Annotated in this window: 14 protein-coding genes; 3 read left to right on the plus strand and 11 right to left on the minus strand. The window is 70.5% G+C overall.

Going from position 1 to position 14146, the window contains the following annotated elements; all coding sequences use genetic code 11:
• Positions 1-586: 586 nt before the first annotated feature.
• The 6 genes from IEX89_RS17250 to IEX89_RS17275 form a co-directional block, all read right to left on the minus strand.
• Positions 587-2869 (minus strand): NADP-dependent malic enzyme, encoded by a 2283-nt coding sequence (locus IEX89_RS17250; RefSeq protein WP_280513924.1) that lies wholly within the window; start codon positions 2867-2869, stop codon positions 587-589.
• Positions 2870-2980: 111 nt separating this feature from the next.
• Positions 2981-4696: an urease subunit alpha gene (ureC, locus tag IEX89_RS17255; RefSeq protein WP_188914503.1), complete on the minus strand. Its 1716-nt coding sequence runs from the start codon at positions 4694-4696 to the stop codon at positions 2981-2983.
• Positions 4697-4719: 23 nt separating this feature from the next.
• Complete coding sequence (locus IEX89_RS17260; protein WP_188914504.1) at positions 4720-5118, minus strand: type II toxin-antitoxin system VapC family toxin; 399 nt, start codon at positions 5116-5118, stop codon at positions 4720-4722.
• Positions 5115-5399, minus strand: coding sequence for an AbrB/MazE/SpoVT family DNA-binding domain-containing protein (locus IEX89_RS17265; protein ID WP_188914505.1), 285 nt, complete (start codon positions 5397-5399; stop codon positions 5115-5117). Before IEX89_RS17265 ends, IEX89_RS17260 begins: the two co-directional genes overlap by 4 nt.
• Before the next feature lie 75 nt (positions 5400-5474).
• Positions 5475-6095, minus strand: a complete 621-nt coding sequence (locus tag IEX89_RS17270; RefSeq protein WP_188914506.1) for an urease subunit gamma — start codon at positions 6093-6095, stop codon at positions 5475-5477.
• A 9-nt stretch (positions 6096-6104) separates the two neighbouring features.
• Positions 6105-6953, minus strand: coding sequence for an urease accessory protein UreD (locus tag IEX89_RS17275; RefSeq protein ID WP_188914507.1), 849 nt, complete (start codon positions 6951-6953; stop codon positions 6105-6107).
• A 184-nt stretch (positions 6954-7137) separates the two neighbouring features.
• Here IEX89_RS17275 and IEX89_RS17280 point away from each other — a divergent pair, with 184 nt between their 5' ends.
• Complete coding sequence (locus IEX89_RS17280) at positions 7138-8220, plus strand: YeeE/YedE family protein (RefSeq protein WP_244645551.1); 1083 nt, start codon at positions 7138-7140, stop codon at positions 8218-8220.
• Positions 8221-8273: 53 nt separating this feature from the next.
• Here the strand turns inward: IEX89_RS17280 and IEX89_RS17285 are convergent, their stop codons facing one another.
• The 5 genes from IEX89_RS17285 to soxA form a co-directional block, all read right to left on the minus strand.
• Positions 8274-9293 (minus strand): peptidoglycan -binding protein, encoded by a 1020-nt coding sequence (locus IEX89_RS17285; RefSeq protein ID WP_188914508.1) that lies wholly within the window; start codon positions 9291-9293, stop codon positions 8274-8276.
• 1 nt (position 9294) lies between these two features.
• Positions 9295-10260: a MotA/TolQ/ExbB proton channel family protein gene (locus IEX89_RS17290; RefSeq protein WP_244645555.1), complete on the minus strand. Its 966-nt coding sequence runs from the start codon at positions 10258-10260 to the stop codon at positions 9295-9297.
• A 156-nt stretch (positions 10261-10416) separates the two neighbouring features.
• Positions 10417-11217, minus strand: a complete 801-nt coding sequence (locus tag IEX89_RS17295; RefSeq protein ID WP_188914510.1) for an inositol monophosphatase family protein — start codon at positions 11215-11217, stop codon at positions 10417-10419.
• Between the two features lie 181 nt (positions 11218-11398).
• Positions 11399-12019, minus strand: a complete 621-nt coding sequence (gene soxX, locus IEX89_RS17300; protein ID WP_188914511.1) for a sulfur oxidation c-type cytochrome SoxX — start codon at positions 12017-12019, stop codon at positions 11399-11401.
• Between the two features lie 10 nt (positions 12020-12029).
• The gene (gene soxA / locus IEX89_RS17305; RefSeq protein WP_210317661.1) at positions 12030-12887 is read right to left on the minus strand and encodes a sulfur oxidation c-type cytochrome SoxA; all 858 of its coding nucleotides are present in this window, start codon (positions 12885-12887) and stop codon (positions 12030-12032) included.
• Positions 12888-13229: 342 nt separating this feature from the next.
• Between soxA and soxY the strand changes: the two genes are divergently transcribed.
• Positions 13230-13700, plus strand: coding sequence for a thiosulfate oxidation carrier protein SoxY (gene soxY, locus IEX89_RS17310; RefSeq protein ID WP_188914512.1), 471 nt, complete (start codon positions 13230-13232; stop codon positions 13698-13700).
• Between the two features lie 54 nt (positions 13701-13754).
• Complete coding sequence (gene soxZ / locus IEX89_RS17315; protein ID WP_188914513.1) at positions 13755-14084, plus strand: thiosulfate oxidation carrier complex protein SoxZ; 330 nt, start codon at positions 13755-13757, stop codon at positions 14082-14084.
• The last annotated feature ends 62 nt before the right edge of the window (positions 14085-14146 follow it).

Genomic DNA, 14146 nt, shown 5'->3' on the forward strand with positions numbered 1-14146 from the left:
CGATGACCACCCGCGAAGCCGTCCGTCCGCTACGGCGCTATGGAGGGCGCGCGGCCGGACGGCTCCGCTCCCGTCGAGCTACACCACCATCGGGGACACGACCCCCGCCGTCGCTCCCGGGCGAGCGCGATCGTGGCGGGCGGGGCGGCTCGTACCTGGCTCAGGCTGCTTCGCATGGCGTGTCTCCAATGTCGTCGTGAGGAGACTAGGATCGTTCGTTTCTGACGAACAAATGCGGAACAATACGCATGTCCATGCGGCAGGCTCGAGCGCCGATGCCCTGAACGATGTCGGCTCCGCCATGATCGCGGCGATGCGTGGAGACGTGCAGAACCGAGGCGAATGAAGCGTTGAAGCTTCGAGCCGCGGCCGGGACGGGGGGCCGAGACCATGCCGGTCCCCGCTCAATTGCCGCTACGACATGCGTACTGTACCCGATTTGTTCCTGGGGCACGCAGTGCGGCAGGGTCGCATCCGAAACCGGAGGGCGGTCATGGCGACGGGTAGAACGCAGATGCGGAGGATGATGCGCGCGATCCCTCGCGCGCTCGCCCGGGCATTCGCCCGGCGGCTGAAGCGCCCGCCCTCAGAGACCCGCCTGCGCCTCCACCACGGCCACCGCCGTCATGTTGACGATGCCACGGGCCGTCACGGAGGGCGTCACGACGTGCGCCGGCTTCGCCGGCCCGATCAGGATCGGCCCGACGGGGAGGGCGTCCGCGAGCACCTTGGTGAGCTGGTAGGCGATATTGGCCGCATCGAGGTTGGGCATTATGAGGACGTTCGCCTCGCCGGTGAGCCGCGAATGCGGCAGCACGCGGTCGCGGGTCGCCTGGAGGAGGGCGGTGTCGGCCTGCATCTCGCCGTCGACCTCGAGGTTCGGCGCCCGCTCGCGGATGAGGTGGAGCGCGTCGCGCATCTTTCGCGCGGAGGGCGAATCGATCGAGCCGAAATCGGAATGCGAGACGAGGGCGATCTTCGGGTCGAGGCCGAAGCGCGCGACGTGACTCGCGCAGGCGCAGGCGACGTCGGCGATCTCCTCCGCCGTCGGATCCGGCCGCACATGCGTGTCGGCGAGGAAATACGCGCCCCGACGGGTGATCATGAGGGAGAGCGCCGCGAAATCGCGCGCGCCGGGAGCCATCCCGATGATCGTGCGCAGATGCCGGAGGTTCGATTGGAACCGCCCCTCCAGCCCGCAGATCAGCGCGTCCGCGTCGCCCCGCTGCACGGCGAGTGCCGCGATGACGGTGGCGTTGGTGCGCACCAGCGTGCGGGCGGCGTCCGGCGTGATGCCCTGGCGCCCGGCGATCTCGAGGTAGGTCGCGACGTAGTCGCGGTAGCGGGGATCGTCCTCGGGATTGATCAGGTCGACGTCGCGGCCGATCTCCAGGGAGAGGCCGAAGCGCTCGAGGCGCGTCTGAACGACTGCGGGGCGCCCGATCAGGATGGGGCGGGCGATGCCCTCCTCGATGACGACCTGGGCGGCGCGCAGCACGCGCTCGTCCTCGCCCTCGGCGTAGATGACGCGCTTGGGCGCGGCCTTCGCTGCGGCGAAGAGGGGCTTCATGATGAAGCCGGAACGGAAGACGAAGCCGCCCAGCGAATCCTCGTAGGCCTTGAGGTCTACGAGCGGGCGGGCGGCGACGCCCGTGTCCATGGCGGCCTTGGCCACGGCGGGCGCGATGCGCAGGATCAGCCGCGGATCGAAGGGGCTCGGGATCAGCGATTCCTTGCCGAAGGGCCGCGCCTCGCCGCCATAGGCCCGCGCCACCACCTCGGAGGGCGCCTCCCGCGCCAGCGCCGCGATGGCCTTCACGGCGGCGGCCTTCATCTCCTCGTTGATGGTCGTCGCGCCCACATCGAGCGCGCCGCGGAAGATGTAGGGGAAGCACAGGACGTTGTTGACCTGGTTGGGGAAGTCCGAGCGCCCGGTGCAGATCATGGCGTCGGGCCGCACCGCCTGGGCCACGTCCGGCATGATCTCCGGGTTGGGATTGGCCAGCGCGAGGACGAGGGGCAGGCGCGCCATGCGCTCGAGGTATTCGGGCTTGAGAACGCCGCCGGCGGAGAGGCCGAGGAAGACGTCCGCGCCCTCGATCACCTCGGCGAGGGTGCGCGCCTGCGTCTTCTGGGCGTAGACCGCCTTCCAGCGGTCCATGAGCGCCTCGCGCCCCTCGTAGACGACGCCCTCGATATCGGTGACGAAGATGTTCTCGCGCTTCGCGCCCAGCGAGACCAGCAGGTTGAGGCAGGCCAGCGCGGCGGCGCCGGCGCCGGACGCGACGATGCGGATCTCCTCGATCTTCTTGCCCGAGAGCGCGAGCGCGTTCGTGACCGCCGCGCCGACGATGATGGCGGTGCCGTGCTGGTCGTCGTGGAAGACGGGAATGCCCATGCGCGCCTTGAGCCGCTCCTCCACCTCGAAGCACTCGGGCGCCTTGATGTCCTCGAGATTGATGCCGCCGAAGGTCGGCTCGAGCGCCGCCACCGTCTCGACGAGGGCGTCGACGTCGGTCTGCGCCACCTCGATGTCGAAGACGTCGATGCCGGCGAACTTCTTGAAGAGGACCGCCTTGCCCTCCATCACGGGCTTGGAGGCGAGGGGCCCGATATTGCCGAGGCCGAGCACGGCGGTGCCGTTCGAGACCACGGCGACGAGATTCTGGCGCGAGGTCAGCGTCGCCGCCTCGCCCGGATCCTCGACGATGGCCTCGCATGCGGCGGCGACGCCGGGCGAATAGGCCAGCGCCAGGTCGCGCTGGTTGCCGAGCGGCTTCGTCGGCTGGATCTCGAGCTTACCGGGACGCGGATAGCGGTGGTAGACGAGGGCACCGGATTTCAGGTCCTCGGAAATGCTCTTCGTCACACGCGCCCCCTCTCCTCGACAGGTCGGGGTCTGTATACGCCCGCGAGCGCCGGGCGCAACACGGGGCCCGCGCATGCGCCTCCGCGCCGGGCGCGGGCCCGCCGACGATCCTCAGAACAGGAAATACCGCTGCGCCAGCGGCAGGCTCGTCGCCGGCTCGCAGACGAGGAGCTCGCCGTCGGCGGTGACGGCGTAGGTCTCGGGATCCACCGTGATGGCGGGGCAGGCGGAATTGTGGATCATGTCCGCCTTGGAGATGCCCGAGCGCACGTTCTCCACGGGCAAGAGCTCCTTCTGGAGGCCGAGGCGCCCGCGCACGTCGCGCGCGATCGCCGCCTTCGAGACGAAGGTGACGGAGGTCGTCGTCAGCGCACGCCCGAAGGCGGCGAACATCGGGCGGTAGTGCACCGGCTGGGGCGTCGGGATCGAGGCGTTCGGATCGCCCATCGCGGCCGCGACGATGGCGCCGCCCTTGATGACGAGGTGCGGCTTGGTGCCGAAGAAGGCCGGGTCCCACAGGACGAGGTCGGCCATCTTGCCCTCCTCGACCGAGCCGATATGGGCGGAGATGCCGTGCGCGATCGCCGGGTTGATCGTGTACTTGGCAATGTAGCGCTTGACCCGGAAATTGTCGGCGCCCGAGCCCCGGTCCTCCGGGAGGGCGCCACGCTGGGTCTTCATCTTGTGGGCGGTCTGCCAGGTGCGGGTGATCACCTCGCCGACGCGGCCCATGGCCTGGCTGTCCGACGCCATCATCGAGAGCGCGCCGAGATCGTGGAGGATGTCCTCGGCGGCGATGGTCTCCTTGCGGATGCGGCTCTCGGCGAAGGCGAGGTCCTCGGGGATCGCGGGGTCGAGGTGATGGCAGACCATGAGCATGTCGAGATGCTCGTCGATCGTGTTCACCGTGAAGGGCCGCGTCGGGTTGGTGGAGGAGGGCAGCACGTTGGAAAGCCCCGCCACCTTGATGATGTCGGGCGCGTGCCCGCCGCCCGCGCCCTCGGTGTGGAAGGCGTGGATGGTGCGGCCCTTGAAGGCGGCGATGGTGTTCTCGACGAAGCCCGATTCGTTCAGCGTGTCGGTGTGGATCATCACCTGGATGTCGTATTCGTCCGCCACCGAAAGGCAGGTGTCGATCGCCTGGGGCGTCGTCCCCCAATCCTCGTGGAGCTTCAGCGCGCAGACGCCGGCCTCGATCATCTCGACGAGGGCGCCGGGAAGTGCGGCGTTGCCCTTGCCCGAGAGCGCGAGGTTCACGGGCAGGCCGTCCATCGCCTGGAGCATGCGCGAGACGTGGAAGGGGCCGGGCGTGCAGGTGGTGGCGTTGGTGCCGTCCGCGGGGCCGGTGCCGCCGCCGAGCATGGTGGTGACGCCCGACATGAGCGCGTCCTCCACCTGCTGGGGGCAGATGAAGTGGATGTGGCTGTCGAAGCCGCCGGCGGTGAGGATCTTGCCCTCGCCGGCGATCGCTTCGGTGCCGGGCCCCACCACGATGTCGACGCCGGGCTGGACGTCCGGATTGCCCGCCTTGCCGATCTTGACGATGCGCCCGCCCACGAGCCCGACATCGGCCTTCACGATCCCCCAGTGATCGACGATGAGCGCGTTCGTGATCACCGTGTCGACGGCGCCTTGCGCGTTGGTGAACTGGCTCTGCCCCATCCCGTCGCGGATCACCTTGCCGCCGCCGAACTTCACCTCCTCGCCGTAGACCGTCAGATCGCGCTCGACACGGATGACGAGCTCGGTGTCGGCGAGGCGCACGAGATCGCCCACGGTGGGCCCGAACATGTCGGCGTAGGCGGCGCGGGAGATGCGGTAGGGCATGGGCGGGCCTTTCTGGGGTGGGGCTAGAGGGCGGATTCGAAGCCTGGTTCGCGAGCGGCGATCTGGTCGAAAGTGACGAAAGGCGATGCATCCCGTTCGCGTCCGATCGTGGCCGCCAGGTAATCGCTGAAGTCGGCGCGTCCCGTCGCGAAGTCGCCGAGCGCCGCCTCGACCAGCTTCGCTTCCTCGACAGCCATGTGCTCGTGGTCGAGAATAGCCGCGAGAGCGGCGGCGAGCTCGCTGCGCGTGATCTTGAAGGAGCGTCGCGCCACCCAGGAGAATTCCGCGAGGATCACATGGCTGACGAACCCGGGCGACGACGGTGAGCAGCGCTGGTCGATGATGGCCGCGGACGACGCGTGCTGCGGATCGCCATGGTCGAAAAAGTAGCGCACGAGGACGTTGGTATCGAGGGCGATCACGACGAGGAGTCCGCTTCCGTGTCGGCGGGCTGGGCGAGCGTCCGCCCGTACCTCGCCTCCACCTCCTGGCCGATCGCCTCGTCGATCTCCTCGTTCGTCAGGGACCGGTCGATCTTGAACATCCCTCGCCCGGCGCCGGGGCGCGGCCGGCGGACCCGCACGCCCATCGATCCGTCGAGCTTCTTGAAGAAGACGATCTCGTCTCCCTGGTTGATGCCGAACTCGCGCCGGACGTCTGCCGGCAGGGTGATCTGGCCCTTCGATGTGACGACAGCGCCCATTCCGGCCTTCCTTACGTTTCGCCCAGTCGCCTTACTATGGCGCTGATCGGCGTCGGGTCCAAGATCCGCCCTCCCTCACAACGCGCCCATCACCTTGCCCTGGAAGCCGTAGACCTTGCGCTCGCCGGAGAACGGCACGAGCGTCACCTCGCGCGTCTGGCCGGGCTCGAAGCGCACGGCCGTGCCCGCGGGGATGTCGAGGCGCATGCCCCGCGCCTTGTCGCGGTCGAAGGCGAGCGCGCCGTTGGTCTCGGCGAAATGGTAGTGGGAGCCCACCTGGATCGGGCGGTCGCCTGTATTGGCGACGTCGAGCGTCAGCGTCTCGCGGCCCTCGTTGAGGACGATGTCGCCCTCCGCCACGTTCACCTCGCCGGGGACGAGGGCGTGCGAGGCGCCTCGGATCGGCTCGTGCACGGTGACGAGCTTCGTCCCGTCCGGGAAGGTGGCCTCGACCTGCACGTCGTGGATCATCTCGGCGACGCCGTCCATCACCTGGTCGGCGGTGAGCACGTGCGCGCCCGCCTCCATCAGGTCGGCCACGGTGCGCCCGTCGCGTGCGCCCTCGACGACGAAATCGCTGATGAGCGCGATCGCTTCCGGGTAGTTGAGCTTGACGCCGCGCTCGAGCCGCCGGCGCGCCACCATCGCCGCCATGGCGACGAGGAGCTTGTCCTTCTCGCGGGGGGAGAGCTTCATCGGGGCACCTCAGGTGGACCAGGAACGGGGGAGGGGACGGCCGGAGAGCCGTTCGAGGAAGCGCGCGAGATCGGCGCGTAGGCGCTGCGGATCGCCGGCGACGAAGCGGGCGAGGAGCATGCCGTCGACGCCGCCCGCCGCGCATTCGGCGCCGGCGTCGCGGAGCGCCGCGCGCGCCTCCTCGACGCGCCCCTCCGCATCGGGAGAGACGAGGAGGACGGTGGCGAGCGCGCGCGCGCCGGCGCCGCAGGCGGGGCGCGCCAGCGCCTCGGAAACGGCGCCCTCGAGCCGCACGTCCTCGGCGAACACGAGCCGCCCGGCGCGACGCACGCGCCAGCGATCCCGGAGCATGCCCTCGCGCATGGTCTCGCCCATGGCGAGACGCCCGAAGACGCAGCCCTCCACGAGGAGGAGGCGCGAATCGGCGGCGAGGGAGACGTCGATCGTGCGCGCGAGCCGGGCGCCGTCGAAGAGGATCTGCTCCTGCGGCAGCCAGTCGAGCGCCGCGCCCGCTCCGAGCTCGAGGTCGACGCGGATCGTCGTGTCGTCGCCCTGGGCGCGGTAGATCTTCTCGGCCGCCTGCGTCGTCAGCGTCGCGCGGGTGCCCGCGGCGAGAACGACGTCGAGGCCGAGGCTGTCGCCCCCGGCGAGGCCCCCCCCGGTGTTGAGGTAGACGCCTTCGCAAAGCGGCTCGCCGCGGCGCGCGCCACCCACGAAGCGCACGCGGTAGCCGCCCCGCTCGGCGACGCGGATCGGGGCGGAGCCGCGCGCCGTCGCCCCGATCTCCACGCGCACGCCGCCCGCGGCGCGGATCCAGCGCGGCGGGGCGTGGTCGAGCTCTGGGCGGGTCATCAGCATGAAACGCGTCTCGGTACGAGCCGCCATCGTCGCGCCCGTTCGGGCCGCCGGCAAGGCCACGCTCGCGCCGTTCTTGCCCAAAGATCGGGCATCCGCGCCTCGCGCGTGTGCGCAGGGCGGGGCGAGGCGATCATCGACGCCTTGATCTCGCCTCCGCGCGAGACGAACATATGCGAGGCGGTGAATGGCAGCCGGCCCCCGTCCCGACCGGATCGTCCCGATGATCGACCTCCTGGCGGCGAACCTCCTGCGCGCGCTCCTCGGCTTCCTGGCCGGGGCGGCGCTGGGCTTCGCCGCGCGGCGGGGGCGCTTCTGCACGCTCGGCGCCATCGAGGACGCGGTGTACGCCCGCGACACCCGCCGGCTTCGCGCCTGGGCGCTGGCGATCGGCGTCGCGACGGCGGGCGTGATCGCGCTCTCGGCGGGGACGGATCTCGACCTGTCGCGCACGATCTACGTGGGCCCGCGGCTCGACTGGGCGGGGGCGCTCGTCGGCGGGCTCCTGTTCGGGGTCGGCATGGCGCTCGTGGGGACCTGCGGCTTCGGCATGCTGCTGCGGCTGGGCGGCGGGGACCTGAAGGCGCTCCTCGGCTTCCTCGTCCTGGGGCTCTCCGCGCTCATGGCCATGCGCGGGCTCACCGGCCTCGCCCGGATCGCGCTGCTCGATCCGCTCGCCGTCGATCTCTCCCCCTTGCCGTCGCAGACGCTGCCGGTCCTCCTCGGCCTCGCCCCCGGCGCGGCGACGGCGCTCGCGCTCGCCGTGGCGGGCGGCTTCGCCTCCCTCGCCCTCGCCCACGAGGCGACGCGGACCTCGCGCAAGCTCCTCGCGACGGGGCTCGCCATCGGGCTCCTGGTGACGGCGGGCTTCGCGGTGACGGGCGTTCTCGGGGTCGATCCCTTCGACGATCGCAGGGTGGAGAGCTTCACCTTCGTCGCGCCGCTGGGCGAGACGCTGCTGTGGGCGGCGCTCGCCACCGGGATCGCGATCGACTTTCCCGTCGGGGCGACGCTCGGCGTGCTGGCGGGCGCCGTCCTCGCGGCGCGCACGGCCGGCGAGTTCTTCTGGGAGGCGCCGGACGACGCACGCGAGGTGAAGCGCCACGTGCTGGGCGCCTTCCTGATGGGCACGGGCGGCGTCGCGGCTTTGGGCTGCACGATCGGGCAGGGCGTCTCCGGCGTGGCGACGCTCTCGATCGGCTCGTTCCTGGCGCTGGCGGCGATCTTCGCCGGCGCGCGGCTGGGGCTGTGGATCCTCGTCGAACGCTGAGCCGGCGTTCCGGCCGGGCCCGCCCGCGCGTCGGTCCCGACCGCACGAGGCTCTCAGCGCTCGGTCAGCTTGAACTCGATGCGGCGGTTGCGGGCGAAGGCCTCTTCCGTCTCGCCCGCGTCGATCGGCTGGAACTCGCCGAAGCCGGCGGCCAGGAGGCGCGTCGGCGGCACGCCCGCCTCGATCAGGTAGTTCACCACTGCGATGGCGCGGGCGGAGGAGAGATACCAGTTCGAGGGGAATTGCGCGGTGTTGATGGGGCGCACGTCCGTGTGCCCGTCCACGCGCACGACCCATTCGATGTCGGGCGGGATCTCGTCCGCGAGCTCGAGGATGGCGCTCGCCATCGAATCGAGCTCGGGCTGCGGCCCCGCGCGCAGCGCCGATTGGCCGGGCGGGAACAGCACCTCGGACTGGAAGACGAAGCGGTCGCCGACGATGCGGATGTCCGGGCGCGTGCCGATGATCTGGCGCAGGCGCCCGAAGAAGTCCGAGCGGAAGCGCGCGAGCTCCTGGACGCGCTGGGCGAGCGCCACGTTGAGGCGCGAGCCGAGATCGGCGATGCGCGCCTGGCTCTCCCGGTCGCGCTGCTCGGAGGCCTCGAGCGCCGCCTCCAGCGCGCCGATCTGACGGCGCAGAGCCGCGAGCTGCTGGTTGAGGATCGCCACCTGGTCGAGGGCGCGCGCGGTCTCCTGGCGCTCCGCGTCGATCTGCTCCGTCAGGGCGGTGGCGCGCTCGTCGGCGCCGATGCCGGCGGCGAGCATCTGCTCGAGGCGCGCCTGCTCCACCTCCGTGGCGTTGAGGGTGGACTGGAGGGCGGAGAGCTCGTCCTCGCTCTCCCGGCGCTGGGCGCGCTCGAGGGCGAGGAGATCGGTCAGCTCGGCGATCTGGCGGTTGAGGCGGTCGAGCGCGGTGTCGCGCCCGGCGATCTCCTGGGTGAGGAAGAACTGCCCGAGCACGAAGATCGACAGCAGGAAGACGATGACGAGGAGCAGCGTCGAGAGCGCGTCGACGTAGCTCGGCCAGTAGTTCAGGCCGCGATCGCGCCGCGTGCGTCGCGTGGCGAGCGCCATGTCAGGCCCTCTCCGCGGCGATCCGCTCGAGCACCTGCTTCAGCTCCTTCTCGCGCTGGGCCTGCGCCTCGACCCAGTCGCGGATCATCTGCTGCTCGGCGCGCATGTGCTGGACGAGGCCCTGGATGCCCTCGGCGAGGTTGGCCATGGCCTGGGAGGTGGCGCGCCCGCCGCCGCCGCTCTCCACCACCTGGGTCAGCCGCGCGATCGCCGCCGCGAGCTCCGGCGGGACGCCGGCGGCCCCCGGCTTGGCGAGGCTGATCGGCGGCGCCTCCTCGATGGCGTGGGCGGACAGGTGGTCCTCCAGCTCGGTGAAGAAGCGGTTCTGCGCCTGGCCCGCCTGCAGGTCGAGGAAGCCGACGACGAGGGAGGAGCCCAGCCCGAAGAGCGAGGACGAGAAGGCGATGCCGATGCCCGTCAGCGGCGCGGCGAGGCTCGCCTTGAGCTCGTCGAACAGGACGGCCGCGTCGCCCCCCGAGCGCAGGGCGGCGATGTTGGCGCCCACCGCGCCGACGGTCTCGATCAGGCCCCAGAAGGTGCCGAGCAGGCCGAGCAGGATGAGGAGGCCCGCCAGATAGCGCACGATCTCGCGGCTCTCGTCGAGGCGCGAGGCCACCGAATCGAGGAGCGAGCGAAGCGTCGCGACGGGGATGCCGATCGGCCCGCCGCCGTTGGCGCGCGGGTTGACCACCTGCGCCACCGGCGCGAGCAGGACCGGGTGCTTCGTCGCCACGCTCTCGCCGGTCTCGAGATCGACGGAATTGACCCATCGCGTCTCGCGGAAGAGGCGCACCACCTGCCTGAGCGCGAGGAGGATGCCGATGAAGAGCACGCCGACGATGATGCCGTTGAGCCCGGGATTGGCGAGGAACGCCTCCCAGATCGGCTCGTAGAGGATGAAGGCGAGGAAACCCGCCAGCACCAGGAAGACGCCCATGCGGATCAGGTAGATCCGCGGCGCGCTCATGGGCCTCTTGCTCGTCTGGTTGTTGGACGCGACCGCCATCGTGCTCCCACTCGCCCCGCTTCCCGGCATAGGTGACCACGTGCGAACGCGCCGTCAAGCCGAATGGCACCCTCGCGCGCGCCGATCGGGACGCTCTCTCACGCGAAAGGCGGGTGCTCAGCCGGCTTTCGACGCGGTGCGGACGATCCGCAGGAGCTCGCGCTGCACCACCTCGTTGCCGGCGACCACCGAGCCCTTCTGCATCATCTGCTCGCCGCCGTCCGCGTCGGCGACGAAGCCGCCGGCCTCGCGCACCAGGATGAGCCCCGCCGCGATGTCGTAGGTCTGGACGTTGCGCTCCCAGTAGCCGTCGCAGCGCCCCGCCGCCACGGCGGCGAGGTCGAGGGCGGCCGAGCCCATGCGGCGCACGCCGGCGACCTTGGCCATGATCGTGCCGAGCTCGCGCAGGAATTCGGGATGGTTGCCGTGGCCGAGGAAGGGGATGCCGCAGGCGACGACGCAATCGGCGAGGTCGGTGCGCGCCGACACGCGCAGGCGGCGATTGTTGAGGAAGGCGCCCTGGCCCTTCTCGGCCACGTAGAGCTCGTCCTTGATGGGATCGTAGATCACGCCGGCATACATCTTGCCGTCGCGCTCCAGCCCCACCGAGATGGCGAACTGGGGAATGCCGTGCAGGAAGTTCGTCGTGCCGTCGAGGGGATCGACGTACCAGACGTTCTGCGTGTCGCCGCCCTCGATCCGGCCGCCCTCCTCGAGCACGAAGCCGTAGCCGGGCCGCGCCTTGGCGAGCGCCTCGCGCAGGACCTGCTCGGCCTTGCGGTCGGCGGCCGAGACGAAGTCGCTCGGACCCTTGCGGGAGACCTGCAGGTTCTCGACCTCGCCGAAGTCGCGCTTCAAGGAGCGCGCGGCCTTCATCACGGCGTCGACCATCACGGTCATGAGGGGTGTGCGGATCATGGCGGCTCCAGCGCCTCCCGGGATCGGAGGCGGTCTCGACGGCGGTCAACGCCGGTACGCGTCGCAAGGATGCGCGAGGGCAAACCACGCCGGGGGCCGGGCGTCAAGCGCGAGCCGCCCGCGAGCGCGTCCGCGAGCCGCGGGAGGACGGCGGCGCATGTCGGCGCCGCCGTCCCCTCGGCTATCGGTTGACCGGCGAGGCCGGGTCCATGAGCAGCGCCACGATGTCCTTGATCTGGTCGATCGTGAGGACGCCGTTGGTGCCGAAACGCGGCATCATCGAGCAGGGGAAGGCCATGTGCGGGTTGTAGACCTTCTCGTAGGCGGCCTTCACCGCCTCCTCCGAATAGTCGCGCAGCTTGCCGTAGCCCATCAGGCTCGGGCCGAGCGTGCCGTAGGACACTTCCTGCGGTGTCAGCTGGTGACAGGCGTAGCAATTGCCGCCGTTCTCCCGCCGCGGCGGATAGTCGGAGAAGCGCATGCCGTAGCCGGACTGGGCGAGCTTCTCGCCGTTCTCCCAGGAGCCCACGAGGACGCCGTCGTCGGGATAGACGATCGTGCCCGCGGCGCGGGCGCGGATCTCCTCGAAGACGGCGTCGGAGGGCACGTTGGCGGAGGCGTTGCACTGCTCCATCGTCTCGTCGGGGGCGAGACGTGCGGCCCATTCCTCGTCGAGGCCGGGGAAGGCGGCCTCGATCACGGCGTCGACCTCGGCCGTGGAGGGGCCCTCGTCCTGCGCGAAAGCGGCGGCGGGGAGCCCGGCGGCGAGCGCGAGGGCGACAGCGAAAGCGATCGTGCGCATGACGTCCTCCTCAGCGCTTGATGCCGGGCGCGGCGATCTCGCCGCCGGCGGCCTTGTCGACGAGATAGGCGATCAGCGCGACCGAGGCCTCCGACCCCATCTCGAGCTGCGGCATGCGCATCTGCCAATAGCAGTCGTACATGCGGTGCTGCATCGTCATCACGTGGGTGGAGGACACCCGATAGGCCGGCCACTCCGCGATTGCGACCTGCGCCTCCTCCGGCTGCGAGAGATGGGGCAATTCCTGCAGGCGGATGCGCTGGCCGCTCGCCGAGTGGCAGGTGGCGCAGGAGAAGTCGAACGGGCCGGAGCGGCGGTTGAACAGCGCCTCGCCCATGGCCACGGTCGCGCGCCCGGCCGCGTCGTCGAGGACCGGGGCGAAGGGCTCGCCCTCGGAACGGTTGGCGACCCAGGTGGCGATGGCGCCGACGTCCTTCACCGGCTGGCCGCCCGACGGATGCGGGCGCTTCACGTAGGCGGCGACGTCGACCCCCTGCAGCTCCTGCATGCACCACAGGATGCGCGTCTCCACGTCCATGACGCGCCCCGCATCCTCGAAATAGCGCGGCAGCTGCGCGAAGGCGCCGTCGACGACGCCGGGCCCCAGCCCGAGGTCGCAATCCTCCAGCGTCGCGTTCTTCGGGCCGGCGGCGGTCGTCCACAGGAGCTCGCCGCGATCGGCGTCGAGGAGGGCGGGGTTCGCCCACGGATCCTCGCGCAGCATCTGGCGGAAGCGCTCGAGGCCGCGCTGGGTCTCCTCGTCGGTCTGTGCGCCCGCCGGCGGCGCGGCCGCCGCGAGCGCGAGCCCGGCCGCCAGCGCTCCCGCAAGCGCGACGGTCGAGATTTTTCGAGTCATGAGCTTTTGCAAGGCCGTTTCCTCCCGAGCCTCGTACCCGATCTCTTGTTTCGTGGATCGGTTCCGGGCCGTTCCGATCCTGTCGCAGGATGTTACATGCAAAAAATGCGATGGGAAGCGCCGAGGCGGAAAGATTCCGATTGACGACCCGGCGAGGGTCCGTCAGCATCGCAAAAAATGAATGTGTTCTCCCGCGAAGGCGAACCATGGGAGGGAGCCGAGAATGGTCGCGGTCTCGTGACGGGACGCGGCGCTTTTCGATCTCCTGCTTCGATTGTATCCTGCGTATCCCTGCGTGGGAAGTGACGATGCGAACCGCATCGGCCCGCACGGTCGATGCGCGAGGAGAAAGAGATGACGATGAAGCTCGAACTGACCCGTCGACAGGCGCTCCTGGCGGGCGTCGGCGCGGTCGCCGTGGCGAGCGGGCTCGGCGCCGGCGCGCGGCCGGCCGTCGCGGCCACCGAGGACGCGAACGCGCTCATCATGGAGTTCACCGGCGGCGCCGAGCCGGCGATGGGCCGCGTGACGCTGGACGTGCCGGAGATCGCCGAGAACGGCAACACGGTGCCCATGGACGTCTTCGTCGAGAGCCCGATGACGGACGAGGACCACGTCACCGACGTGCTCATCGTCGCCGACGGGAACCCGCGCGCGGGCGTGGCCACGTTCCACTTCTCGCCGATGTCCGGCGTCGCCCAGGCGAACACGCGCATCCGCCTCGCGGGCACGCAGAACGTCATCGCCGTCGCCAAGATGAGCGACGGCTCGGTGTTCATGGACCGCAAGGAGGTGAAGGTCACGATCGGCGGCTGCGGCGGCTGACGCCCGCGCCCGATCCCACCGCCTTCACGCACCCGCACACGAGGATATCAGGCCATGGCCACCCCGCGTCCCCGCATCCGTCTCGACCGCAACGAGATCGCCGCCGGCGAGACCATCGAGGTGAAGACCCTCGTCTCGCACATCATGGAATCCGGCCAGCGCCGCGACGGCGACGGCAACGTCATCCCGCGCAAGATCATCAACACGTTCAAGTGCGAGTTCGAGGGCCAGACGGTGTTCTCCTGCGACATCGAGCCGGCCGTCTCGGCGAACCCGTACTTCCAGTTCATGGTCAAGCCGCCCCGCTCGGGCACGCTGACCTTCACCTGGATCGACGACGACGGGACCGAGATCACGGCGACCGAGGACGTCGTCGTCAACTGACCCGACCCTGAACGAGAGCGGGAGAAGGCGGCACGCCCGCCTCTCCCGGTAAAGCGCGACGA

This window comes from Salinarimonas ramus, from assembly GCF_014645695.1.
Taxonomy (GTDB): domain Bacteria; phylum Pseudomonadota; class Alphaproteobacteria; order Rhizobiales; family Beijerinckiaceae; genus Salinarimonas; species Salinarimonas ramus.